This is a genomic window from Vreelandella vilamensis (genome assembly GCF_031451755.1).
GTDB classification, from domain to species: domain Bacteria; phylum Pseudomonadota; class Gammaproteobacteria; order Pseudomonadales; family Halomonadaceae; genus Vreelandella; species Vreelandella vilamensis.
In genome coordinates this window covers 71,584-96,108 of sequence record NZ_JARWAN010000012.1, presented here as the reverse complement: position 1 = coordinate 96,108, position 24,525 = coordinate 71,584, and the positions used below count along the sequence as shown (strand labels likewise).

Genomic DNA, 24,525 nt, shown 5'->3' with positions numbered 1-24,525 from the left:
CCTGAGCCGAACACAGTCATCATAGAGGGACGTTCGCAACGCACCTGCATAGCAACGTGTTTTTCACAATCACTTTTTTTACGACCCATTTTTCAAAACCTATTTTTCACAACCTGTTTTTCACAACCAAAGAGGTATCTATGCAACGTTTGACGGCTCTATTTTCTGCAGCGCTTCTTGCCACTGGCTTAATGGCTACAACGGCTCATGCTCAGCAATCGCAAGACTCAGCACAAGATCCCATGGCAACACAACAAGCGCCAGCGCAGGACTTCTCTGATAACGAACTCCAGCAGTTTGCTGACGCCTCGAAAGAAATCGCCGTTATTTCTCAAGAGTACACCGAGCGTCTACAAGCTGCCGAAGGTGAGCAAGAGCAGCAAGAAGTGCGCTCTGAAGCCAACGACAAAATGATCGAAATCGTGGAAGATAGCGGCCTAGACGTCGATACCTTTAATGCGATTGGTCAAACAATTCAGCAAAATCCTGAAATGATGCAGCGTGTTCAGGAAATGGCTGAGCAGTCTTGATAAAGGCTGTCCTCTGATAGACTTTCAGTCTGTCAGATTTCGCTTAAATAGCGAATCCCGCCAGCGCTTTTAGCGCGATGAAAGGCCCGGCATTATTGAAAGTGCCGGGCTTTTTGCTGTACGCGCTTTACCTTTGTCAGTAGGCCTTCCAAACTAAATAGCATGATGATAATGGTCCATTTTTAAGGAGAGCGCATGGACGTGGAACTTCTGGAAATTCGCCAGCACATGAGCCAGTTTCCGCCGTTTGACGCGTTGTCAGACGAGCTACTTGATGCCATCGCGGAAACTATCGAAGTGCGCTACTTCAAAAACGGCAGTGACATTTTGCTTCTCAACGAGCAGGTTGATGAGCTGTGTTATATCCGCAGTGGTGCCGTCGAAGTGTATCGCCGTCAAGGCGAGCTCTATAACCGGTTGGGGGAAGGCGATATTTTTGGCCACTTCAGCTTGCTACGCAGCCACCGTGTGCGTTTTCCGGCTAAAGCCATTGAAGATACGCTAATTTACTTCATTCCTGAGGCGGTATTTCAGCGTTTGTGTGAAGAAGATGAGCACTTTGCGGATTTTGTGGAGTTAGAAAGGCCGCGGCTGGAGAGTGCTGCCGAAGAACAAAAAAAATCCAATGACATGATGGTCACGCGGATTCGCAAATTGCTATCGCGCTACCCCGTTATGGTGGAAATCACCACGACCGTGCAGAAGGCCGCTCAACAAATGAGTGAAGCCCAAGCATCGGCACTTCTCGTGCTTAAGCGAGGTGGCGACGATCCGCGCTACAGCTTTAAGGATAGCGAAGGTGAGACCTGGCAGATGTACGGCATCATGACCGACAGTGACTTTCGTACGGGCGTCGTGGCAAAGGGGCTTGATCCTTCTACGCCCATTGAGCAAGTGATTACGCCGCGGTTGATCACCGTGCAATCGGATGTGTCGATATACGAAGCGATGCTGATCATGCTGCGCAATAATGTCCACCACCTACCGGTGCTCTATCGCCAGCGCCCCGTCGGGGTGGTGCATCTATCGGATATTATTCGTTACGAAACTCACAGCGGCTTGTACTTGGTTAGCAATATTTTTAACCAATCGAGTGTGGATGGATTAGCGCGTTTAGCGCCTGATGTCCGAGCGGCTTTTGTGCGGATGGTAGAGGAAGGCGCTAATTCGCAGATGGTCGGCAGTGCGCTTTCCACTATCGGTCGAAGCTTCACGCGCCGCTTGTTAGAGCTTGCTGAGGAGTCGCTCGGACCACCGCCCGTGCCGTATTGCTACATGGTCAATGGGTCGATGGCACGAAATGAACAAACCATTGTGACCGATCAGGACAACGCGCTTGTGCTTTCGGACACTTTCGACCCTGAACAGCATGATGATTATTTCTACCAACTGGCAAAATTTGTCAGCGATGGCTTAGATGCGTGTGGTTATACCTATTGCAAAGGCGATGTGATGGCGACCAATACCAAGTGGCGTCAGCCCCTGAAAGTGTGGAAGCGCTATTTCCAGGATTGGATGACCAACCCCACCCCGGAAAAGCTGCTGCATAGCTCAATTTTCTTTGACCTCGACAGCGTTTACGGTGAGGACGTGTTTATTGAGGAGTTACAAGATCTCATTGCGACCCAAGCGCCCAAATCACCGCTATTTCTCGCTGCGCTAGGTCGTAATGCGCTCAATCGTACGCCGCCGCTCGGGGTGTTCCGTACCTTTGTGATGGAAAAAGATGGCAAACACAATAATTCCATCAACCTAAAGCGCCGCGGTACTGCCCCCATGGTTGATCTCATCCGTGTTCACGCGCTTGCGTGTGGCTCCAAAGCGCAAAATTCGTTTGAACGATTGCAGGCGATCAATAATACACAGCTGCTTGCCGGCGGGGTGAGCGATAAGTTGAGCTATGCGCTTGAGTTTTTATGCCTTTCGCGTATTCGTCACCAGATGATTGATCTGCAAGAGGAGCGCAGTCCAGATAATAATATTGAGCCTGAGAATGTGGAAAGTAATGAACGCCATGGCTTAAAAGACGCCTTTCAGGTGCTGAGTAACGCGCAGAAATTTCTCAAGTTCCGTTACCCAATGCCGTCTACCCAGCAGGGACGGCGCTAATGGTTGGCATTCGTCCGAGGAGAAAAATTACGCAGGCGGATTGGCACGCCTATATGAAAGCACGCGCGAAGGCGGCGAATGATCCTGAGCTAGCACGTTTTTTTAACACCCCGCTGCCTGCCGCTGACACGCCAATCGGCGAAGTGCCGATGGTGGCGCTGGACATGGAGACAACCGGGCTGGATGAACGCCGCCATGCCATTTTAAGTGTTGGGATGGTCCCGTTTACGCTGGATCGTATCACGTTATCTGAGCGCCGCTACTGGGTGGTGAAGCCGCCAAGCCTGCGGCCGCTTTCGGCGTCTTCAGTGACCTATCACCACATTACGCATTCAGAAATCGCTCACGCGCCAGATTTGGATGAGATATTAGCGCCAATATTGGAAATGCTAGCTGGGCGGCTGGTGGTGGTGCACTTTCGCAATATCGAAAGGCCATTTTTGGATGCCGCCGTCAAAGCGAGGCGCGGTGAAGGCGTGTTATTCCCGATGATTGATACGATGTCGCTTGAAGCACGTTTGCACCGTCAGTCGCTGCTGGCTCGTTTCAGGCGCTGGGTCGGGCAGCCGCCTGTTTCCATTCGCTTAAACGCAAGCAGGGAACGTTACGGTTTGCCTGCCTATTCAGGGCATCACGCGCTGATCGATGCCCTAGCCACTGCCGAGTTGCTGCAGGCGCAGGTGGCTAGCCATTACAGCCCCACAACCCCCGTGAGCGCGCTGTGGAGTTGATTGGGGTCGTCGGGTTTGGTTAAGTAGGTGAGTAAGTCAGTGGAAGTAAGTAAGAGAAGGTGAGTAAGAGAAAGTGGGCAAGCACAAACGAAAAAAGGCGGCCCGTAGGCCGCCTTTCTCGTTCGAGCCAGCGCCAAACGGCGCCGACATGGGCGTTGCCACTACTTGGCGCGTGGCTCGCTCATCAGCCCCTTGACAATGCCGTAGCAGCCCACCAGCAGCACAAGGGTGAAGGGCAGCCCGGTGGTGAGGGCTGCCGTCTGCAAGGCAGCGAGGCCGCCACCGAGCAGCAGCGCAATGGCCAGTGCCCCCTCGATCAGCGCCCAGAAGATACGCTGTGGTTTGGGTGCGTCTACCTTGCCGCCGGCGGTGATCGAGTCGATCACCAGTGAACCGGAGTCGGACGAGGTGATGAAGAACACAATCACTAGCGTGATCCCGACGAAGGAGGTGATGGCCGTTAATGGCAACTGCTCCAGCATGACGAAGAGCTGCAGTTCCAGGGTGGCATCCTGCACTGCGGTGACCCCTTTATTGACCACCTGGTCGATGGCCGTGGTGCCAAAGGCGGTCATCCACACCACCGAGGCTATGGTTGGCACCAGCAGCACCGAGATCAAGAACTCACGCACAGTACGGCCGCGACTAACGCGGGCAATGAACATGCCGACGAAGGGCGACCAGGCAATCCACCAGGCCCAGTAGAAGGCTGTCCAGCCCTGGCTGAAGTTGGCGTCCTCGCGTCCGAACGGCATGGAGAGCGCCGGTAAGTGGGTCACGTAGCCCACTAGGCTATCGACGATGCCAGTTGCGATCATCAGCGTTGGGCCGACGATGATCACGAACAGCAGCAGTAGCGCGGCGAGCACCATGTTGAGCTGGGACAGGCGCTGCACACCCTTGTCCACACCGAGCATGATCGAGCCCAGGGCGACGAGGGTGATACCCATGATCAGGAACACCAGAGTGGTCTCGCCGGCGGGGATGCCGAACAGATACTCAAGGCCCCCGGCTGCCTGAGTGGCGCCGATACCCAGCGAAGTGGTCAGGCCAAACAGAGTGGCAAACACCGCTAGGATGTCGATACAGTGACCTGGCCAGCCCCAAATACGCTCACCCAGAATCGGGTAGAAGATGGAGCGCATGGTGAGCGGCAGACCCTTGTTGAAAGCGAAAATCGCCAGCGACAGGCCAACAATGGCGTAGGCACCCCAGGGGTGAAAGCCCCAGTGGAAGATGGTGGCGGCCATACTTAGGTCGATGGCACCCGCCTGGTCTCCTGCGGCTGCACCTAACGGAGCCCAATCGGTGCGTATGCCATCCTCGCCCATGCTGATACCGCCCATGGCAGTGCCATAGTGGCCTAGCGGTTCAGAGACGCCATAAAACATCAGGCCGATGCCCATGCCGGCGGCGAACAGCATCGAGAACCAGCCCGCATAGCCGAAATCCGGCTTGGCATCAGCCCCGCCGATGCGCACCCTGCCTAGCGGGGTAAAGATCAGCACCAGCGCCAGGAGCGCGAAGACGTTGGCACCGAGCAGGAAAAACCATCCCAGATTAGTGGTCAGAAAGCTGAACATGCTGTTGAAAATCGGTTCCATCTGGTCTTGCAAAGCCAGTGTCAGGATTACGAACAGCAAGATGACGATCGAGGAAAACAAGAAGACCTTGCCATGAAGGTCCACGTCGATCCCCAATGGGGAGGCGGTAATGTTGTCCTGACCGATCACATAATCGGTATCAATTAAGTTTACGGCGCCTTCCGGCGCTGGAATACCCTCTGACGACTTTGTGTCGCCTTCAGGTTGTTGTGTGTTTTTTTCCACGAGATATCTCCGTAGCGCGATAAGTTTACATTGCTTTTTTGGCGCTTTTTGGCGCAAAGGTCAGTTCAAAAAGCGTGCGCCGTTAAACGCAAATTGCAAAATACGCGTTAATGCGGTCTTACCAGGAAAACAGAGGCATCTGTATGGGTGGCAATCTTGCCACCGTGGGCGGGCATGACGGCGTCTAGTTTCTTGGGCAAGTGGGTGGCCATAATAATGAGGTCGGCACCAAGCTCGTCAACCGCTTTCACCAAAATATCATCAAGATCCGCCACCGGGTCTGTTGAGCCATACACTTTAGCCGTCACGGGTTGCCCGTGAACGCCATGGCGTTTTTGTGCGAATGCGTCGAGTTTTTGCTCGTACTCATCCGGGGTGCGCGCAACACTGTTGGGGGTGTTGGAGGTGACGCCAACGTAGGTGATTTTGGCATCGTAGTGCTTGGCCATATCGGCAACAACATCGAGTGATGGCTCCAGCACGTCGATGTGTGCCAAATCAATTGGCACCATAATATGCTTAAACATGCAAAACTCCTTAGCTGTTTTAGGTGATAGTCCTTTCCCTAATGCGGCCGCACCAAACGTGCGGCCGCTTAACCTTAGGCTTAACCGATTTTACGACTCGCCGTTGATCCAGCCATTGACGATATCCTGGTTATCTTCAACCCACTGCTTGGCGTTTTCGTAGGGATCTGCACCTTCTTCCTGGTTCATGAGCATGACTTCACCCATTTGCTCAGGCGTCCACTCAAAGGCGTCCAAGATGGCGTAGGCGCGAGGCATGTCGTCGCCCAAACCTTCGCGAACTATAGTATGGATCTGCTCAGCGCCGCCATAGACATTTTTCGGGTCTTCAAGGTATTTCAGATCCCAGCGGGAAAATTTCCAGTGCGGTGTCCAGCCGGTGACAACCACGTTTTCTTCGTTTCGAATGGCGCTCGCCAGAGCTGCCGTCATGGTAGCACCGCTGCCGCTGCGCAGCTGCAAGTCAAGGTCATAGGTATCCACAACCTCTTCGGTGAGGCTCATCAAGCCAGCACCGGGGTCGATACCGATGATCTCGCCATTAAAGCTATCAGCGTGATCGTTAAGATCGGCAATAGAGTCAACGTCAGCGTAAGCCGGTACGACTAGCCCAAGTTTTGTGCCGTCGAGGTTAACGCCTAAGTCTTCAACATCGCCACCAAGGCGCTCCATGTAGTCGGCGTGCGTGGTGGGTAGCCAAGCCGCGACGATCGCGTCGGCATCACTCGAGGCGAGGGCTTGGAACATCGCCGCTGCAGAAAGCGATGTTAGGTCAACGTCATAGCCTTCCTGCTCAAGGACAGCTGCAATGACGTTAGTGGAAGCTACCTCGGATGACCACTCGACATAGGCCAGGTTAATGCTGTTGTGGTCGTCTGCCTGTGCAGCGCTGCCGACAGCGAGGCCAGCACTGGCCATTAGCGCCAGCGAAGCGAAACGAACGTGTTGATTGAGTGTGTGCTTTTTCATCTAGTGGTCCTTCTTTGGGTTGATCGTCATATGCGTTACGAACTGTTAAGAACTCATTTCAAGGACTCATGCCAAGAACTTATGCCAAGAGCTCATGCTAAGAACTAACGCTAGGTAAGTAATGTAAAGGCGCCTGATTGCGCATTGCCTTTCTAGCATGGTTGTAAAAAAGCCCCTGATCAAGGGGCTGTATCAACGGGTTTTTTACATCTGCGTGCTCACGATGGCGAAAACGCGAGAGAAGAGGAGCGCTATTACTTAGCACGTGTCCGGCGTAGTGATTGCGTCAAACGGTCTAGTAGCATGGCCAAAATGACCACGGCGATACCCGCCTCAAAGCCGTCACCTGGGCGCAAGCGCTGAATAGCGCGCCAGACTTCACTGCCCAAACCATCGGCGCCGATCATCGCGGCAATAACGACCATCGAGAGTGCCAACATGATCGTTTGGTTAACCCCTGCCATCACCGTTGGTAGTGACAGCGGCAACTGAACCTTGAAGAGTTTTTGGCTACGCGTAGAGCCATAAGCGTCAGCCGCTTCAATCAACTCTACCGGCACCTGGCGAATACCCAGGGCGGTGAAGCGGATAGCCGGCGGCATGGAAAAGATCACCGTCGCAAAAATCGCCGATACCGAGCCAATGCCGAAAAAGGGAATTGCCGGGATCAAGTAAACAAACGCGGGCATGGTCTGCATAAAATCGAGAATCGGCATGACCCCACGATAAAGTCGTTGGGAGAGCGCGGCCCCAATGCCGACCGGAATCGCAATCACGATGGCGACGAGTGTGGCGATCACCACTAGCGTCAGCGTTTCGATCATTGGGTTCCAGAGCCCAAGATTCCAAATTAGGGCCAGTCCCGCTACCGCGCCGATTGCGAGGCGATATGAGGAAGCGCGCCAGCATAAGAGAGCGATAAGCGCCATTAACGCCCATTCGGGTAGCCACATCAGGCCGTCGTTTAACGCCTCAATACCGGTTTGGGTAACACGAGAAATAGCCCGGGTGACGACCGAATATTCAGTGGTGAGCCAGTTTAGGCCGCCTTCAATCCAATCGCCCAGTGGGATACGTGTGATTTCCATTATTTCTCTCCTGCGCGTGCCAGTTCGTCTAAGACGGCGCCTTTCACCACAACGCCAAGTAGCCGCTGTTCTTCATCAACCACCGCAATGGGGAAGCTTTTATCGCTAAACATCGCGAACAGGTTTTGCAGCGGTTCGTCCGGCGTTACGCGGCGAAAATCTTGGGTTAAATAATTCGCGATACCCTCGGCGCCGTCCTCGATGGCTTTGCTGGCTGCATCGACTTCCAAAAGCCCCACTAGCTTACGGTTGGTTTCGGTTACGTAGATGGAGTCCATGCTGTTATCGCGCATTTTGCGCAATGCCGTGCGTGGGCCGTCACCTTCACGCGCGGTAGAAAGTACTTTGCGCATGGCATTTTCGGCGGTAAGAATGCGCGACATGTCGACGCCTTCGATAAAGCGCCGCACGTAGTCATCAGCAGGCTTGGTGAGAATTTCCTCGGGGGTGCCGATTTGCACAATCTCGCCGTCTTTCAACAGTACGATACGGTCGCCAATGTTCAGCGCTTCGTCCAAATCGTGGGTGATGAATACCGTGGTTTTCTTCGTTCTGGCCTGCAGCTGAATGAGCTCTTCTTGCATGTCTTTACGAATGAGCGGATCGAGTGCCGAAAAGGCTTCATCCATCAGCAACACGCTGGCATCGTTAGCCAACGCACGCGCAAGCCCTACACGCTGCTGCATACCGCCCGATAGCTGATCGGGGTACGCGTCTTCCCAGCCTTCAAGCCCCACTTGCGTGAGGGAGTCTTGGGCGATTTTTTGCCGTTCGGTTTTATCGACACCTCGGATTTCTAAACCAAACTCGGCGTTTTGCCGTACCGTCCGGTGGGGGAAAAGCGCAAAGTTCTGGAATACCATCGAAAAATGACGGCGGCGACAATCGAGTAGCTCTTTCTCGCTTAACGAGGGAATATTTTCGCCATCAATGATGATCTCGCCTTCGGTGGTATCAATCAGGCGGTTGAGGCAGCGGATCAACGTGGATTTACCGGAGCCAGATAGCCCCATGATCACTAAGAGCTCGCCTTCGTACACATCAAAGTCGATGTTTGAAAGGCCGAGGGTTAGGCCGGTTTTGTCGAAAATTTCCGGGCGCTTAAGGCCTTCGTTGCGAAGCTCCAGCCCCTTTTTAGGGTTCTTGCCAAAGACTTTGCTTAAGCCGCGCACCTGAATTTTGACGTTACGTGTCTCGTCCATCGGCTATGCCTTTAATAAGTAGAAAAGTAGCCATGCCTTGGTCGATGAGTGGCCATCAAGCCGCAAATAATCGACGCTAACCTTTGAGAAGGCTAGCGTCGTATTATTAATCAACCATAAGTAAAAAGGCATGAAGTTTTGAGAAAACTATTATCGGTGATTATACATAAAAAGTGACAAACTTCCACAAAGTGCCACGTTTGTGCTGCTACTAAAGGTAACGATGCACTCTGTAACTATGCAGCATGAGGGGGAGACGTTAGCGTTTACTCGGTTTGCGCTTTTAAACGGTAGAGCGCTCCTGGGCTTTCATCCGTTAGCAGGTAAATCGCGCCTTCAGGCGATTGGCGCACATCGCGAATTCGCCCCAGTTGCCCTTTAAGTAGGACGTCTGTTTGAGTCACTTCTTGGCCCGTTAGCGACAATCGGATCAACGTTTCACTGGCAAGGCCGCCAGCGAGCAAGTCTCCTCGCCAGGCGGCGAAGTCGCTGCTCGTCACTTCGGCGAGGCCGGACGGCGCAAAACGGCCGGTAAAAACATAAACAGGGTCGACCATACCGGGGAGAGAGTCCACGCCAATCGGCTCATTGGTGGCGTAATCGTTGCCGCGGCTCACCTTGGGCCAACCATAGTTTTCCCCTGCCTGTAGGTAGTTAAGCTCATCGCCGGTGCGCGGGCCGTGCTCGGAGACCCACGGCTCGCCGTTTTCACGCACTACCATGCCTTGAATGTTGCGATTGCCCAGGGTGTAAATCTCATCAAGCGTAGTGGCGTCATCAATAAATGGATTGTTGCTAGGTACCTTGCCAGTCGCGGTTAAGCGTAGCGTGGAGCCCGCGTGGTCGTCGCGCGCCTGGGCGCGGCTTGGGTCGCGGCCGCGATCCCCAATGCTCATCAGCAGCGTGTCATCGGGTAGCCAGGCAAGGCGAGAGCCGTAATGACGGCCGGGCGATGATGCACGGTCTTGCTCAAACACAAGCTCAACCTCGGTGAGGGACTCACTTTGCCACTTGCCCCGCGAGAGCGCCGTGCGGCTTTGATTGCCGTCGGGCTTGCTCCAGGTGAAATAGACCCAATCATGCTCACCGCCTGCGCTACCAAAACGTGGATGCAGTGACACGTCCAACAGGCCTCCCTGGCCTCGTGTGCTAACGCTGGGTAATCCGGGGAGGACTTGTCTATCGCCGTTTTTTTCGACAAGGAGCAAGTTGCCGCTGCGCTCGCTGACCAGATAGCGCCCATCGGGAAAAAATGCCACCGACCACGGGTGCTCAAGGTTGCCGGCGACGCGCTCGATGTGAAACGTCAAGTGGTCGCTTTCTATCGTGGCGATCGGGTCGTTGGCATACGCTTGGGTAGTCAGCAGTGTGGCGGCGATAATCAAGCATGGAGTGATTAACGTGCGGGACAACATGGCACTCTCCTGTCAGCGATGAGTGCCCTTTAGCCTAGTTCACATCAAAAACGCTAGCAGCACCGGCAAGTAGATAAGTGCCAGCAGCGTTGAGCAAAAGACAAGACTCGCCACGTAAGCGGGTTCGCGGCCCGATTTTTGCGCAAACAGGTAGTTGAACACCGCCACCGGCATGCTCATTTGCAACACCAAAATGCTCTGTGCCATCGGCGGAAGGCCAAGCGCTTGACCAATCAGCCAGGCGACGGTCGCGGCAAGGGGAATCCGCACGAGGCTGAAGCTGATACCCGAGCGGAGGCTTTTCACTTGAATGCTAGCAAGTGATACGCCGAGAGTAATGAGCATCAGCGGTACGGTAAAACCGGACATCAAATCTACGCTGTTGGCGAGCCATAGCGGAAGTGCCGTGTCGGTGAGCAACAACGCCATGGCGATCACAATGGCGTAAACCGTGGGGGTTTTGGCTAAGGCTTTGAGAGGATTGCCTCGGCTTGCGAGAACAGTGCCAAGAGTGAACTGAAAAAGGGAGACGGTCACCATCACGGTAATACCGTAGGCAAAACCCGCGCTGCCAAACGCGTAAAGCACCACGGGCAAGCCCATATTACCGGTGTTGGGATACATCATTGGCGCTAGCAACACGCGCCAATCATGGCGTAACAGCTTGGCGACGATAAAGGTTGCGGCGGCCATGCTAATAATCACCAAGGCAGTTGCCAACATCGTGCGCCCAAAGGTGCTGGCGTCGATTTCCGCACCGCTGAGGGAGGCCAATACAAGGGCAGGTGTGCCGATGTTAAACACCAGGCGAGTGACAAAATCGACCGGGTAAGGGTGGTCTAAACGCACCCAAGTAAAACCCAGCCCAGCACCCGCGAGAACAGGTGCCATGACGGCAAAAAGTTCGGCAAACATGGCGCCTCCCAGCGCGGGCAACAGCGGGCAAGAGATGACGAGGCGAGCTATTTTGCTGATGCCCTTGTGTTGATGCAACAGTGCTGATGCAACAGTGCTGATATAATGAGGTTGGCGTAACCGCTGAGGTGCTTGGGAGGTGAAGCGGTGGTATAACCGCTTTGCTTCAAGCGAGTCGGGCAGATCGTGGTGATATCGTTAAGCGCGCAAAAGGCGAGGAGGTAGAAAGTGAATGCAAGCAAAATTCTGCAGCAATTAATGCAGCAGGCCGGTGGTAGCCAAAAAACTGGCGGTGTCGATGTGCAAGGGATGCTCAGTGGCCTGTCAAAACAGTTTGGCGGCGGTAGCCAAGCGCCGAGTGGTCATCAAAATACAGGTGATCATCAAAAATCGAGCGGATCGAGTAGCGGCTTTGATATGAAAAGCCTGCTTGGCGGCGGCGCGATGGGGCTTTTGGTGGGCTCCAAGCGTGGGCGCAAACTCGGCGGCAAGGCGCTCAAATACGGCGCGATCGCCGGCGTCGGGGTGCTGGCGTGGAAAGCGTGGCAGAGCTCTCAACAAAACTCTCAACAAAGCTCTCAGCAGAAAAACGGCCCGCAGACGCAAGACGTAAACGAAGGCGATCGAGTGGAAGTGCTCAGCGGCGAGCTGCAGGAGCGGCGCAGCCTGGAGCTTTTGCAGGCGATGATCATGGCCGCCCGCGCTGATGGTCATATCGACGAACAGGAGCAAATGCTGATTACCCAGCAAATCGACGCGCTAGGCGCCGATCAAGAGATGCACCGCTGGGTCGAACAGCAGCTTCAAGCGCCGCTGAATGCCCAGGCGCTCGCGCGGGAGGCGGATTCACCCCAGGCGGCCCGCGAAATGTACTTGGTGAGTGTGGCGGTGATCGACGAACAAAACCCCATGGAGCGCGCCTGGTTGGATCAGCTGGCCAATGCCCTTCATCTACCGACTCATATGACCGCCGAACTTGAACGCCAAGCGCGAGACGCCGGCTAATGCTAGAGACGCTTAATCTTTGGTTTGCCCTGGGCTTTGGTGCCGGGCTTTCGCCTATCGCACCAGGCACGGTCGGGTCGTTGTTGGGAGTTCCCTTGGCGTGGTGGCTATTGGGGCGGCCCCTTGCGCAGCACGCGGGCGTTACCGCGCTTTTGTTAGTGCTTGCCGTGCCGGTGTGTCACTTTGCGTCCGCGCAGTTTGCCGGCAGCGATCACGGTGGCATTGTGCTCGATGAAATCGTTGCCTTCCCGCTTGCGGTTATGGGCTTGCGGGCACTGCGCCATCCGTTGGGCATGGCGCTGGCGTTTGCGGTGTACCGCTTCTTTGATGGCTTAAAACCCCCGCCGATTCACTATGCGGAGCTTGTCAGCGGCGGCTTTGGCATTGTGTTGGATGACACGGTGGCCGCCATTGCGACGTGGCTGGTAGTGGCGTTAGGGCTTTATCTGTGGCGGCGTTATTTATTCGTTTAGTGCCCGGTTTGAAAGATGCGGGTTAGAACGTTGGGCCGCCTGCTTCCTCGCCCCATATCTCTTCTAAGCGGCCATCGCGGCCGCAACTAAAGCGATAGAACTTGTAGCGAACAGGGTTTCGCTCGTAATAGTTTTGGTGATAATCCTCGGCCTCCCAGAAGGTATCCGCAGGGACGATCTCGGTGGCAATATCGCGCTCAAAGCGTGCCTCCATTTCCGCCTTGCTCGCTTCGGCCAGTTCGCGTTGTTCGTCATTGCGGTAGAAAATCGCCGAACGGTATTGGCTGCCTACATCGCAAAACTGCCGTCCTTCGGCGAACGGGTCGATATTGCGCCAAAAAATGTCTAACAGCTGCGCGTAGCTGATCTCTTCGGGGTCATACTCGATTTTCACCGCTTCGGCGTGATCGGTGTCGCCGCCAGTGATGTCTTCGTAGGTGGGGTTTTCTAATTCGCCACCAATATAGCCTGATATGGTGGCACTGACGCCAGGCTGGCGGTCGTAGGGTGGCTCCATGCACCAAAAACAGCCGCCGGCGAAAATGGCCTGGGCTGTTGAGCCAGTGTTGGCATCGGTGTCGGCAGCAAGAGAAAAACTCATGCTACCTGCTGCCGCGGCAACCATAAGCGTTAGGGGGCGAAAACCTGTCAAAAGCGACATAAACACTCCACGCGTTGTGTGAGTCCAATAAATAACTCATCTGTAGAAAATTTAACCGCCGACAGGTTCCCATTTTTTATTCTGTTTTCACATGGAGGTTGATTTTTGTAAAAGTTGTGCGGCGTTACGCTGGCACCATCGTGCGCCGTTCTGACTCTTCGAGCACGAAAGACCCAATCAGGCCTCTTATGCTCCGCCTGCTGGGTGTTCTCAGCGCTATGGGAAACGGTAGCGGCAAATTCACGTCAAACGCGATGGCCATACCTCGTCTAGGGTGTCAAGTGCTATGTGGAGTGCAGGCTCGTTTTCGCGCCCACGCAGCCAGATAAAACTGAGCGCGCAGGGAAGGCGCACATCGTCCGCTACCGCCAGCCCGCTTTCTTGGCGCTCGGTCATGGCAAGGGCATCGCGGGCGAGGCTTAGGCCGACGCCTGCGCGCACTAAATCGAGCATGCAGGCTTCTTGATCGACCTGGGCAACCCGGTTGGGTGTAGCGCCGCTTTCACGTAGCGCGTTGTCGAGTAGCCGGTGGTGAACCGAGACCGCCGGGGTGACGATCCACGGCAGCGCCGCCAGCACTTCCCAACGCGTATCGGTCAGCTGCGACTCCCAACCGGGCGGGGCCACGACGTGGTAGTGAAAGTGGGTAAGTTCGCGAAAGGCAAGTGCTGGATGCGATGCGCCTGGGCCTTCACCGGGCGGCGCGAGGTAAAACCCGACGTCGAGTTCGCCATGTTCAACGCGCGCCAGAACGCTGCCGCTCATGCCGTGGTGGAGCTCGGTCTCCAGTTGCGGTGCGCCTTGCATCAAGCGGCGCAAAAAGGCGCCCAAACGAATAAATTCCGGATCGACGATGGTGCCAATTTTCAACTGTCCGCGCACCGTTGTGTGTAGCTGGCTGGCCGTTTGCTCAAAGGCGTGGGCACTGGCCAGGGCTTTTTCGGCGGCTGGCAATAACGCGCGACCGTCGAGGGTTAACGTAAGCCCTTGGGGGCGGCGGTGGAAAAGCGTAAGCCCTAGGCGTTGCTGAAGTTGCTTCAACTTTAGGCTGATGGCGGGCTGTGTCAGGTGCAGCTGTGCGGCTGCTCGCGAGACACTGCCCGTCCGCGCGACCGCCACAAACGCCCGCAGCATCGCATACTCTTGCATGATGCCTCTCCCGCACGTGATCTTTCGCAAGTGATATTTAGAAACATTATACCCACGTTTAGAAAGACTCAATTGCTTCGTGCTTAAAGGGCGTTACCCTAGCACTACATACAGTCTGACTTTTATTCTTCTTATAAAGGGTGCCCCATGACCAGCACGGCGAATCCAAACACCGTCCCGCATTACATCAACGGCCAAACGGCGGTAGGTGAGTCCGGTAACGCGCAGTCGGTCTCTAACCCTGCCACCGGACAAGTCACCGGCCAAGTCGCGCTGGCCTCGCCCCAGGACGTCAATACGGCCGTCGAGAGCGCGCAAGCCGCGTTTCCCGCCTGGGCGGACACCCCGCCGATCCGCCGTGCGCGGGTCATGTTCCGCTTTTTGGAGCTTTTGAACGCGCACAAGGATGAGCTTGCCGAGGCCATCACCAAAGAGCACGGCAAGGTTTTTACCGATGCGCAGGGAGAGGTGGCGCGTGGTATTGATATCGTCGAATTTGCCTGCGGAATTCCGCAGCTTTTAAAAGGTGACTACACCGATCAGGTAGGAACGGGTATCGATAACTGGACCATGCGCCAACCCCTTGGTGTCGTCGCCGGTATTACGCCGTTTAATTTCCCTGTCATGGTGCCGATGTGGATGTTCCCGGTCGCCATCGCCACCGGCAATACCTTTATCTTAAAGCCCAGCCCGCTTGATCCAAGCGCCTCGCTGTTGATCGCCGATCTGCTCAAAAAAGCCGGGCTACCCGATGGCGTATTCAACGTGGTGCAGGGCGACAAAGTGAGCGTTGAAGCGCTGATCGATCACCCTGACGTGAAGGCGTTATCGTTTGTTGGCTCCACACCGATTGCCAACCTCATTTACGAGCGTGGTGCCAAGCACGGCAAGCGGGTGCAGGCGCTGGGCGGGGCGAAAAACCACATGGTGGTGATGCCGGATGCCAACCAAGATAAGGCCGTTGATGCACTGATCGGCGCGGCTTACGGTTCAGCCGGCGAGCGCTGTATGGCGATCAGCGTCGCGGTCCTTGTTGGTGATGTGGCGGATAAAATCGTGCCGCGTCTGGCAGAACGTGCCAAAGCGCTGAAAGTAAAAGACGGTATGCAGCTTGATGCGGAAATGGGGCCGATCGTGACCCGGGAAGCGCACGAGCGGATTACCGGCTATATCAACAAAGGCGAGGAAGAAGGCGCAGAGTTGGTGGTTGATGGCCGCACATTCGATGCCTCGCAAACCGGCGAAGGCTGTGGCGAGGGTTTCTGGATGGGCGGTACGCTGTTCGACCACGTGACCTCCAAGATGACCATCTATAAAGAAGAGATCTTTGGCCCAGTCCTCGTTTGCGTGCGTGTGCCCGATGTCGCGACCGCTATTCAGCTGATCAACGACCATGAGTTTGGCAACGGCGTTAGCTGCTTTACCGAAAGCGGCAACGTGGCCCGCGAGTTTGGCCGCCGTATTCAGGTGGGCATGGTGGGCATCAACGTGCCGATTCCGGTGCCGATGGCGTGGCACGGCTTTGGCGGCTGGAAGCGCTCGTTGTTCGGCGATACGCATGCTTACGGCGAAGAGGGCGTACGCTTTTATACCAAGCAGAAGTCCATCATGCAGCGCTGGTCAGACACGATCGATGCGGGCGCTGAGTTTGCCATGCCGACGCATAAATAAGGCTGGCCGGGAGAGCATGCCATGGCGGAACACACGTTTGACTACATTATAGTTGGGGCAGGCACCGCAGGGTGTCTGCTGGCCAACCGGCTAAGCGCCGACCCGGCTAACCGGGTGCTGCTGATCGAAGCGGGTGGGCCGGATTCCTACCACTGGATTCACATTCCAGTGGGGTATCTTTACTGCATCAACAACCAGCGCACTGACTGGCGCTTTCGCACCGAGCCGGATCAAGGCCTCAATGGCCGCTCGCTTATCTACCCGCGTGGTAAGACATTAGGCGGCTGCTCCAGCATCAATGGCATGCTCTATTTGCGCGGCCAGGCACGCGATTATGATCAGTGGGCGGAGATGACCGGCGACGACGCCTGGCGTTGGGAAAACTGCTTGCCTGACTTCATGAAGCACGAAGATCATTGTCGCTTAGATACCGGCGGCGACGCTGATGAGGAGCACCGGCGTTACCATGGGCATGGCGGCGAATGGCGTATCGAAAAGCAACGCTTGAGCTGGGAGGTGCTGGACGATTTTGCCGAAGCGGCGGTTCAAGCGGGGATTCCACGTACCAAGGATTTCAATCGTGGCGATAACGAGGGTGTCGATTACTTCGAAGTCAATCAGCGCAGCGGTTGGCGTTGGAATACGTCTAAAGCGTTTTTAAGGCCCGCAAAAAAGCGCTCGAATCTCACCATTTGGCACTCAACCCACGTCAATCGGCTGCTGTTTGAGCGCGAGGCCGACACGCCGCGTTGCATAGGGGCAGCGCTTGAGCGGGACGGTGAAACACTGACTGTTAAGGCAAATAAAGAGGTGGCGCTAAGCGCAGGCGCAGTCGGCTCACCGCAGATTTTGCAACTCTCCGGCATTGGCCCAAAGGCGCTTTTGAACGAACACAGTATCGATGTGGTGGCAGACCTGCCGGGAGTAGGCGAAAACCTTCAGGATCACCTGCAAATCCGCTCGGTATATAAGGTGAAGGGTGCCAAAACGCTCAATACCATGGCCAATTCGCTGATAGGTAAAGCCAAGATTGGGCTTGAGTACGTATTAAAACGCAGCGGCCCCATGAGCATGGCACCGTCGCAACTGTGTATTTTTACCCGCAGTTCAGAGGAATATAAGCACGCCAACATCGAATACCACGTTCAGCCGCTAAGCCTGGATGCCTTCGGTCAACCGCTGCATAACTTTCCGGCAATCACCGCGAGTGTTTGTAACTTAAATCCCACCAGTCGAGGCACGGTGCGCATCAAAAGTGGCGACCCCAAGGCACCGCCCGCGATTTCGCCTAATTACCTGAGCACACCGGAAGACCGTAAAGTGGCGGCGGATTCGCTACGCGTCACGCGAAAGATTGCCAAGCAGGACGCTTTTGCCAAATATCAGCCGGAAGAGTACAAACCGGGGTTTGAATACCAAACCGACGACGAACTGACCAAACTGGCCGGCGATATCGGCACGACTATCTTTCACCCGGTGGGAACGACAAAGATGGGGGGAGACGATGACCCGATGGCAGTAGTGGATTCAAAGCTTAACGTGCGCGGCGTAAAAAGCTTGCGCGTAGTGGATGCGGGCATCATGCCGACGATCACCAGTGGCAATACCAACTCGCCCACCCTGATGATCGCCGAGAAGGCGGCGGGTTGGATGTTGGAGATGTCATCGTCCTGACATATTTACAAAATAGTGTTGACGTGCGCTGCACTTAAGCGCAAGATAAGCGCAGTAGGTTAGCAAGTCGAACGATGTCAGCAGTATCAAAACGCTTAGCGTTGAGTCTGGTGAAAGTTTCTTGTTCTGCCCACTGCAACTCGGGTATTACCCGGCTTTAAATACGCTAAATCGAGGACTTCGATCATGGCAACTGGTACTGTAAAGTGGTTCAACGACACTAAAGGCTTCGGCTTCATTTCTCCTGACGACAATGGCGACGACCTGTTCGCACATTTCTCCGAGATTCAAGCTGACGGCTTCAAAACTCTGCAAGACGGCCAGAAGGTTTCCTTCGACGTCACCCAGGGTAAAAAAGGCCTTCAGGCTTCTAACATCAAAGTTCTATAATTAGACACTCTGATGTTCGCTGTTAGCACCTAATGCTAGCATGCTAAAAAACCCCGCCAAGCGCGGGGTTTTTTGTTTCTATGCAATCAGCTATGCAACCAAATTAGCCCTTTTTATCCTTATCTCGCTTCTCGCAAATCGTATATTTATTTTTTAAATTAATATGTTTATAAAAATAACTTTTTAGAATATCTGCGAGACAGCACAATATTTGATACCAGCACTAACTTGGTGGTGCATGGTTTGCTGGTCGAGCGCTATCCAGTTTTGCTATGGGGCTGTTTGATTTGGTCTGGGTGGGTATCCTTGTCGCCGTCGCCGGGCTTATCTATTTAATCTTTCTGGGGCCGCGTCTGCTACCTTTGCGGGATGGCATGGCAAAAGCATTTGCCCAACTCCGCGAGTTCACCATTGAAATGGAAGTCGACCCTGTGGGGGTGTTTGTTGACCACGCGGTAGAAGGAGTGAGTCTGCGCCATTTGCATGAACTATTTCTGGTCGAAATTGAGTGTGCCGGTAACGCGGTTAGTGTGGGGTGGCAGGGGAGCGGTTAAAAGCAGGGGATCGGTTAGTATTGGTAGGTACCTTCGAAGCAGCCGTTGAGATTTCCGGTGGTCATGGCGGCAGCGGAAAGCTTGGGCGTCAACCCGATGCCCTATGTGGTGACGGTGATGTTTGCTGCCTCCGCAAGCTTTCTAACTCCGATTGGGTATCAAACCAACTTAATGGTTCACGGCCCAGGTGGTTACCGTATTAGCGATTTTTTGCGCGTTGGCGGTGGCTTGAACCTACTTACCGGCGCGATTGCACTAACGCTTATTCCGCTGATTTGGCCTTTTTAAGCTGGCAATGTCTCGCTGTAAGCGTTGCTTTGCGCTAGGGTATCGCTTTTATTTGTAAGGACGATATTAATGAATGAATCAGGCGAACTGATTATTGAACCGAAAAGTGGCCAACCAGCAGATGCCTGCGTTTTTATTCTTCATGGTCTAGGGGCTGACGGTCATGATTTTGAACCGCTAGTGCCAGCACTCTCACTGCCCGAAAACGCGAACGTGCGTTTCATCATGCCTCATGCGCCGCGCTTACCCGTCACCGTCAATGGCGGCATGGTCATGCCTGCATGGTATGACATTCTTTCGATGGACTTAGGGCGCCGGGTGGATGAAGCACAGCTAAAAAAGTCTGCCGAGCACATTCAAGCGCTGATGGAAGAGCAGATTGATCAAGGCATCGATAGCCGTCGGATTATCATGGCCGGCTTTTCGCAGGGCGGCGCTGTTGCCTATCATGCGGCCCTTTCTTTTCCACAACCGCTAGGCGGACTTTTGGCGATGTCGACTTACTTTGCCACCGCGGACAGCATCGAGCTCGCCGAGGCGAATCGCGCTATTCCCATTGAGGTGCATCACGGCAATTTTGACCCCGTCGTGCCGGAAACACTTGGGCGCGCGGGGGTTGATAAGGTTAAAGCGCTTGGCTACCCGGTCAATTATCGCCAGTATGCCATGGCGCACGCGCTTTGCCCTCAGCAAGTGCAAGATATCGGTAAATGGTTAAGCGAACGCTTGGCACCGTAGGCCTCGCCCAAGGTCGTCTCGACAGCGTCGAAGTGGTCGGGCAAACTGCCTTAAGATTTTGTTTGCCTTAAGGAAATGCGATGAGTCACTCCCCCTTTGTTAACCTTCCTGATGCTCAGGGCTACTTTGGTCGCTTTGGCGGGCAGCATATCCCGCCTGAGCTTAAGGCGGTAATGGACGATATCGACGCTGCCTATGAGGAGATTCGCCATCGCGAGGACTTTCAGCAGGCGCTAGCTGAGCTTTTAGCCGACTACGTCGGTCGGCCCAGTCCGATTTTTCATGCCCGGCGCCTTTCTGCGCAGCTTGGCGGCGCGCAGATTCACCTTAAGCGTGAAGACTTGAACCACACCGGTGCCCACAAAATCAATCACTGCTTGGGCGAGGCGCTACTGGCCAAGTTCATGGGCAAGACCAAGGTGATTGCCGAGACCGGTGCTGGTCAGCACGGTGTGGCCCTGGCGACCGCCTGTGCGCTGGTAGGGATTCCTTGCGAGATCCATATGGGGCAAGTGGACATCGAGAAAGAACATCCCAATGTTACCAAGATGAAGATTCTTGGCTGTAAGCTCGTTCCCGTCACGCGAGGTACGGCAACGCTCAAGGATGCAGTGGACAGCGCCTTTGAAGAGTACCTTAAGGATCCGCAGCAGTTCATCTATGCCATTGGCTCGGTGGTGGGGCCGCACCCATTTCCCAAAATGGTGCGTGATTTTCAGTCGGTGATTGGGCGTGAGTCGCGCAGCCAGTTCCTTGAACGCCATGGCTGCCTTCCTGATCATGTCACTGCATGCGTAGGCGGTGGCTCCAACGCTATTGGTATGTTCACTGCTTTCCTGAATGACGAAAGCGTTCACCTGGTGGGCGTTGAGCCGGCGGGCGAAGGGCTCGACACCCAACGCCACTCCGCCACACTGACGCTGGGTAAGCCTGGTGAGATCCACGGCATGGCGTGCTACGTGCTAGAAGACGAGGCCGGAAATGCCATGCCCGTACATTCGATTGCCTCGGGGCTTGATTACCCCGGCGTAGGGCCGCAGCACAGTTATCTTAAGGACGTGGGGCGGGTCGACTACCAAAGTACGACCGACAGTGAATGCTTGGACGCTTTTCTCACACTTTCGCGGGTCGAAGGCATCATTCCTGCGCTGGAGAGTGCTCATGCCGTGGCATGGGCTGTGCGCGAGGCACCGAAACTGCCAAAAGATCAGCATATTCTGGTGAACCTATCCGGGCGAGGTGATAAAGACGCCGATTACGTTGCTAATTACCTCGGGCTGTAACGAAATCTACCAAGGCGGATGGTAAATAGGGGCTAGCCTCGCTATCCGTCTTCCGCTATCATAGCCGCGCTTTACGGGCCCATAGCTCAGTTGGTTAGAGCAGGGGACTCATAATCCCTTGGTCGTGTGTTCGAGTCACACTGGGCCCACCATCTTTCCCTTGGAATATCCCTTCTTTACCAATCTCACTGGTTTTTTTCTCGCCTTTTCCGCTTCATATCGCGGTGGTAACGCTCTCCTTTGCTTTTAGTATCACTTGCCTTAACAACGAGTGCGTCTTTTTAGGCGTGGTATGCATCCTTGTGTCAATCCTTGGGGCTCGTATCGCAAGCCGATTCGCACTAGAGTAAAACAATACTGACTAAAAGGTGTGCGATGATTGCTGAACATGAAATGCCGTATCTGAAGCGCTGTGTGGTGTTGGCAGAGGAGGCGCTGGATGCGGGTGACGAGCCATTTGGTAGCGTGTTGGTGAGCTGCGACGGTAAGGTGTTAGCGGAGGATCGTAATCGTATTGCGGATGGGGATGCGACTCGGCATCCTGAGTTTGCGTTGGCGCGTTGGGCGGCGCAAAACATGACGCTTCGGGCGCGTGCTGAAGCAACCGTTTATACTTCTGGTGAGCACTGCCCAATGTGTGCGGCGGCGCATGGTTGGGTAGGGCTTGGACGGATCGTCTATGTCAGTTCGTCCGCGCAGCTAAGCAAATGGTTAGAGGAGTTTGGAGTGGCGCCGCCGCCGGTGGCAACGCTGCCGATTGAGCAAGTGGTGCCGGGGCTTGTGGTGGAAGGGCCAGTGACAGTCCTGGTGGAGACGATGAAAGTGCTTCACCAGCGCTGCCATCAAGGGGCTGAATGAGCCTCCTAATCTAGCTGAGTCACCAGAACCGGCGCGACACCACGCTTAATCATGCCCAGTTGACGCGCGGCGCGTTTGGAAAGGTCAATAATCCGGCCTTGCACGTAAGGGCCGCGGTCGTTGATGATCACGTCGACTGCCTGTCCTGTGTCAGGTCGGGTGACCCGTACTTTCGTGCCGAAGGGTAAGCTTGGATGAGCCGCCGTTAAGGCTTGCTGGTTAAAGGGTTCGCCGCTAGCGGTGGTCGCGCCTTGAAAGTGGTCGCTGTAGTAAGAGGCTTTGCCTTTCTGGATGACATCATCTGCATAAGCGGTATTGAGACCACCGATTAGCAGAATGATAAAACACAGTAACGGGGTGAAGCGTAATGGGGTGAAGCATTGGAAATCTACCATGGAGATACCTCATGGTGTTTCTTGCGTTGAGCACATGTATCGATTAGATGCCATGCTGGACTGTAAATGATAACGGCTAGAAAAACGCTGGGCAAGAAATATCAATTTCGGCGATTTTAGCAGCAGAATTGCCTAAACTAAGTTTTCATCAATTGATGAGGCGAATGCCAAGGAGTTTTTCATGCATGAATTGGATCACTATATTTATCCGCACCGGGTACTGCATTGGTTAGTGGCTTTGGGCGTTTTACTTTCATTGGCAAGCGGACTGACGCTTGGCTTTTTGGGTTTTGAGCGCACGATGGCGCTAATGGGGCAAAATCTCACGAACGCGCTTTATACAGCACATAAAACACTGGGTATCGTGCTTCTGTTGTTGATGACATTGCGTATTGTGACGCGGCTAGCATTTGTTGTGCCGGATCACGACCCGCCCTTAAACGCCTTTGAGCGTATCGTCAGTACGAGCGTGCATCATCTGCTCTATTTAGCCCTAGTGGTAATGCCCATACTTGGCGCGTTGGCGACGGCGACGGGTGGATTTCCCGTGCAGTTTTTTCAGTGGACGCTGCCAAATGTGGTCGGTGAAAACAAAGCGCTTTCAGAGACGTTGTTTCTTTGGCATGAGCGCATTGGCTGGTTGCTTATCGTGCTGATTGCCCTTCACGTGAGCGGCGCGTTGTATCACTGGTGGATTAAGCGCGATAACGTGATGAAGCGCATGAGCTTGTTTGAGTGAACGGCAAGCTTACTGACGTAAAAAGTAAGCGGTTGTTTTCTCGATTACTTTCTCGATATCGCGTGCGCTAATATCGCGGTGAATCACTAGGCGCGTTTTGCCGTCAGCATAGAGCGGATCAAGTAAAATATCGTGTTCTTTAAGCCAGGCGGTTAAAGACGCGGCGTGGGCAGTGGGGAAGCGCACGAACACCATATTAGTCGCGATATAGGCAAGCTCGACACCAGGTAGGGTGCTCAGAGCGTTGGCGAGCTGTTCGGCGCGACGGTGGTCGTCGGCAAGCGAATCGACGTGGTGCTCTAAAGCGTATTGGCAGGCTGCCGCGATGATGCCCGATTGACGCATCCCGCCGCCCACTACTTTTCGCCAGCGACGTGCACGGTCAATCAATGCTTGAGAGCCGACCAAAACCGAACCAACGGGGGCACCAAGCCCTTTAGAAAAACACAGCGATACGCTATCAAAAGGCAGACAGAGGGTTTTTAGCGGCGTATTGCTGGCAACAGCGGCATTAAATAACCGGGCGCCGTCAAGGTGGGTAGCAAGGCCGTATTCGCGAGCGAGATCGGTTGCCTGGGTCACATAGCCGGCAGGCAGCACTTTGCCGCCAATGGTATTTTCTAGTGCCAGCAGACAAGTGCGGGCAAAATGGAAATCGTCAGCCTTTACGGCGGCACGTATTTTCTCCAGTGGTAGGCTGCCATCTGCGGCGTTCTCGATCGGCTGAGGCTGGATGCTGCCTAATACGGCAGCACCTCCGCCTTCATAACGATAAGTATGCGCGGATTGGCCAACGATGTACTCATCGCCACGTTCACAATGCGCCATCAATGCCACTAAATTACTTTGGGTGCCGCTAGGAAACAGTAGCGCAGCGTCTTTACCGGTTTTTTCGGCAATGCGTTGCTGAAACGTATTGACGGTTGGGTCATCGCCCCACACATCATCACCCACCGGTGCCGCACGCATCGCGGCATACATTTCTGCCGTGGGTCGCGTTACCGTATCACTGCGTAGATCAATCATTGCGGCTCCTAGCGGCTGCACCATGAACACAACAGCATACAACTAGAGCTCATGGTGCGAAAAGCGCTTCCCTAATGCTAGCGAATAAAGGCGGCGATCGCTTCGAAGGCGGTACGTTGTTGCTCTGCGCGCTTGGCCCAAACATCAAGAACGTCGATTGACATAGCGTAGTCTCCTCAAGAATTGGCATTTAACGGTGACGGGGTTTCACTTTTGCGTTATGCACACCCTGTGCTTAAAACGAGCGTAAGAGAGGGTGAGATCAAATATTAATCGCTTTGGGATGAGTCTGCTAGCACTAATCGG

Annotated in this window: 23 protein-coding genes, 1 tRNA gene and 1 pseudogene; 14 read left to right on the top strand and 11 right to left on the bottom strand. The window is 54.6% G+C overall.

Annotated features, from left to right (window positions below; genetic code table 11):
* Positions 1-140 precede the first annotated feature (140 nt).
* The 3 genes from QC823_RS09085 to QC823_RS09075 all read left to right on the top strand — a co-directional run bounded on the left by QC823_RS09085 (position 141) and on the right by QC823_RS09075 (position 3,370).
* A complete protein-coding gene (locus QC823_RS09085) occupies positions 141-530 on the top strand; it encodes a DUF4168 domain-containing protein (protein WP_309656025.1) in 390 nt (129 codons plus the stop codon).
* A gap of 195 nt (positions 531-725) precedes the next feature.
* On the top strand, positions 726-2,639 hold the full coding sequence (locus QC823_RS09080; protein ID WP_309656024.1) for a DUF294 nucleotidyltransferase-like domain-containing protein: 1,914 nt from the start codon (positions 726-728) through the stop codon (positions 2,637-2,639).
* Positions 2,639-3,370 carry a 3'-5' exonuclease gene (locus tag QC823_RS09075; RefSeq protein ID WP_309656023.1) on the top strand — a complete coding sequence of 244 codons (732 nt, stop codon included), beginning with the start codon at positions 2,639-2,641 and terminating at the stop codon, positions 3,368-3,370. Before QC823_RS09080 ends, QC823_RS09075 begins: the two co-directional genes overlap by 1 nt.
* A gap of 161 nt (positions 3,371-3,531) precedes the next feature.
* Here QC823_RS09075 and QC823_RS09070 read toward each other — a convergent pair whose 3' ends face one another.
* The 7 genes from QC823_RS09070 to QC823_RS09040 all read right to left on the bottom strand — a co-directional run bounded on the left by QC823_RS09070 (position 3,532) and on the right by QC823_RS09040 (position 11,315).
* On the bottom strand, positions 3,532-5,199 hold the full coding sequence (locus QC823_RS09070; protein ID WP_309656022.1) for a BCCT family transporter: 1,668 nt from the start codon (positions 5,197-5,199) through the stop codon (positions 3,532-3,534).
* A gap of 107 nt (positions 5,200-5,306) precedes the next feature.
* Entirely contained in the window at positions 5,307-5,726 is a 420-nt protein-coding gene (locus QC823_RS09065) for a universal stress protein (RefSeq protein ID WP_309656021.1), read from the bottom strand.
* A gap of 90 nt (positions 5,727-5,816) precedes the next feature.
* Positions 5,817-6,695 carry a glycine betaine ABC transporter substrate-binding protein gene (locus QC823_RS09060; RefSeq protein ID WP_309656020.1) on the bottom strand — a complete coding sequence of 293 codons (879 nt, stop codon included), beginning with the start codon at positions 6,693-6,695 and terminating at the stop codon, positions 5,817-5,819.
* A 254-nt stretch (positions 6,696-6,949) separates the two neighbouring features.
* Positions 6,950-7,783, bottom strand: coding sequence for an ABC transporter permease (locus tag QC823_RS09055; protein WP_309656019.1), 834 nt, complete (start codon positions 7,781-7,783; stop codon positions 6,950-6,952).
* Positions 7,783-8,985 carry a quaternary amine ABC transporter ATP-binding protein gene (locus QC823_RS09050; protein WP_309656018.1) on the bottom strand — a complete coding sequence of 401 codons (1,203 nt, stop codon included), beginning with the start codon at positions 8,983-8,985 and terminating at the stop codon, positions 7,783-7,785. Before QC823_RS09050 ends, QC823_RS09055 begins: the two co-directional genes overlap by 1 nt.
* 266 nt (positions 8,986-9,251) lie before the next feature.
* Complete coding sequence (locus QC823_RS09045; protein ID WP_309656017.1) at positions 9,252-10,400, bottom strand: PQQ-dependent sugar dehydrogenase; 1,149 nt, start codon at positions 10,398-10,400, stop codon at positions 9,252-9,254.
* A gap of 39 nt (positions 10,401-10,439) precedes the next feature.
* Positions 10,440-11,315 carry an AEC family transporter gene (locus QC823_RS09040; protein ID WP_309656016.1) on the bottom strand — a complete coding sequence of 292 codons (876 nt, stop codon included), beginning with the start codon at positions 11,313-11,315 and terminating at the stop codon, positions 10,440-10,442.
* 228 nt (positions 11,316-11,543) lie between these two features.
* Here QC823_RS09040 and QC823_RS09035 point away from each other — a divergent pair, with 228 nt between their 5' ends.
* Positions 11,544-12,320: a tellurite resistance TerB family protein gene (locus tag QC823_RS09035; protein ID WP_309656015.1), complete on the top strand. Its 777-nt coding sequence runs from the start codon at positions 11,544-11,546 to the stop codon at positions 12,318-12,320.
* Complete coding sequence (locus QC823_RS09030) at positions 12,320-12,793, top strand: phosphatidylglycerophosphatase A family protein (protein ID WP_309656014.1); 474 nt, start codon at positions 12,320-12,322, stop codon at positions 12,791-12,793. The genes QC823_RS09035 and QC823_RS09030 overlap by 1 nt, the downstream gene beginning before the upstream one ends.
* 22 nt (positions 12,794-12,815) lie before the next feature.
* Here QC823_RS09030 and msrA read toward each other — a convergent pair whose 3' ends face one another.
* Both msrA and QC823_RS09020 read right to left on the bottom strand, forming a co-directional pair.
* The gene (gene msrA, locus QC823_RS09025; protein ID WP_309656013.1) at positions 12,816-13,454 is read right to left on the bottom strand and encodes a peptide-methionine (S)-S-oxide reductase MsrA; all 639 of its coding nucleotides are present in this window, start codon (positions 13,452-13,454) and stop codon (positions 12,816-12,818) included.
* Positions 13,455-13,694: 240 nt separating this feature from the next.
* Positions 13,695-14,603 carry a LysR family transcriptional regulator gene (locus QC823_RS09020; protein ID WP_309656012.1) on the bottom strand — a complete coding sequence of 303 codons (909 nt, stop codon included), beginning with the start codon at positions 14,601-14,603 and terminating at the stop codon, positions 13,695-13,697.
* A 147-nt stretch (positions 14,604-14,750) separates the two neighbouring features.
* On the opposite strand from QC823_RS09020, the gene QC823_RS09015 reads away from it, so the two are divergent.
* From QC823_RS09015 to QC823_RS08980, 8 genes and pseudogenes are all read left to right on the top strand, one after another.
* On the top strand, positions 14,751-16,274 hold the full coding sequence (locus tag QC823_RS09015; RefSeq protein ID WP_309656011.1) for a CoA-acylating methylmalonate-semialdehyde dehydrogenase: 1,524 nt from the start codon (positions 14,751-14,753) through the stop codon (positions 16,272-16,274).
* Positions 16,275-16,295: 21 nt separating this feature from the next.
* Positions 16,296-17,948, top strand: coding sequence for a GMC family oxidoreductase (locus tag QC823_RS09010; protein ID WP_309656010.1), 1,653 nt, complete (start codon positions 16,296-16,298; stop codon positions 17,946-17,948).
* A 186-nt stretch (positions 17,949-18,134) separates the two neighbouring features.
* A complete protein-coding gene (locus QC823_RS09005; RefSeq protein ID WP_009101184.1) occupies positions 18,135-18,338 on the top strand; it encodes a cold-shock protein in 204 nt (67 codons plus the stop codon).
* A 204-nt stretch (positions 18,339-18,542) separates the two neighbouring features.
* Positions 18,543-19,180, top strand: a pseudogene (locus QC823_RS09000) (SLC13 family permease); the annotation flags it as partial.
* Positions 19,181-19,249: 69 nt separating this feature from the next.
* Positions 19,250-19,918, top strand: coding sequence for an alpha/beta hydrolase (locus tag QC823_RS08995; protein ID WP_309656009.1), 669 nt, complete (start codon positions 19,250-19,252; stop codon positions 19,916-19,918).
* An 80-nt stretch (positions 19,919-19,998) separates the two neighbouring features.
* Positions 19,999-21,201, top strand: a complete 1,203-nt coding sequence (trpB, locus tag QC823_RS08990; RefSeq protein WP_309656008.1) for a tryptophan synthase subunit beta — start codon at positions 19,999-20,001, stop codon at positions 21,199-21,201.
* Between the two features lie 75 nt (positions 21,202-21,276).
* Positions 21,277-21,353 (top strand) — tRNA-Ile (locus QC823_RS08985).
* 223 nt (positions 21,354-21,576) lie between these two features.
* Positions 21,577-22,059, top strand: coding sequence for a nucleoside deaminase (locus QC823_RS08980; RefSeq protein ID WP_309656007.1), 483 nt, complete (start codon positions 21,577-21,579; stop codon positions 22,057-22,059).
* 5 nt (positions 22,060-22,064) lie between these two features.
* On the opposite strand, the gene QC823_RS08975 is transcribed toward QC823_RS08980, so the two are convergent.
* Positions 22,065-22,454, bottom strand: a complete 390-nt coding sequence (locus QC823_RS08975; RefSeq protein WP_309656006.1) for a septal ring lytic transglycosylase RlpA family protein — start codon at positions 22,452-22,454, stop codon at positions 22,065-22,067.
* 181 nt (positions 22,455-22,635) lie between these two features.
* Here QC823_RS08975 and QC823_RS08970 point away from each other — a divergent pair, with 181 nt between their 5' ends.
* Positions 22,636-23,193, top strand: coding sequence for a cytochrome b (locus QC823_RS08970; protein WP_309656005.1), 558 nt, complete (start codon positions 22,636-22,638; stop codon positions 23,191-23,193).
* 9 nt (positions 23,194-23,202) lie between these two features.
* Here QC823_RS08970 and ltaE read toward each other — a convergent pair whose 3' ends face one another.
* On the bottom strand, positions 23,203-24,219 hold the full coding sequence (gene ltaE, locus QC823_RS08965) for a low-specificity L-threonine aldolase (RefSeq protein ID WP_309656004.1): 1,017 nt from the start codon (positions 24,217-24,219) through the stop codon (positions 23,203-23,205).
* Positions 24,220-24,525 lie beyond the last annotated feature (306 nt).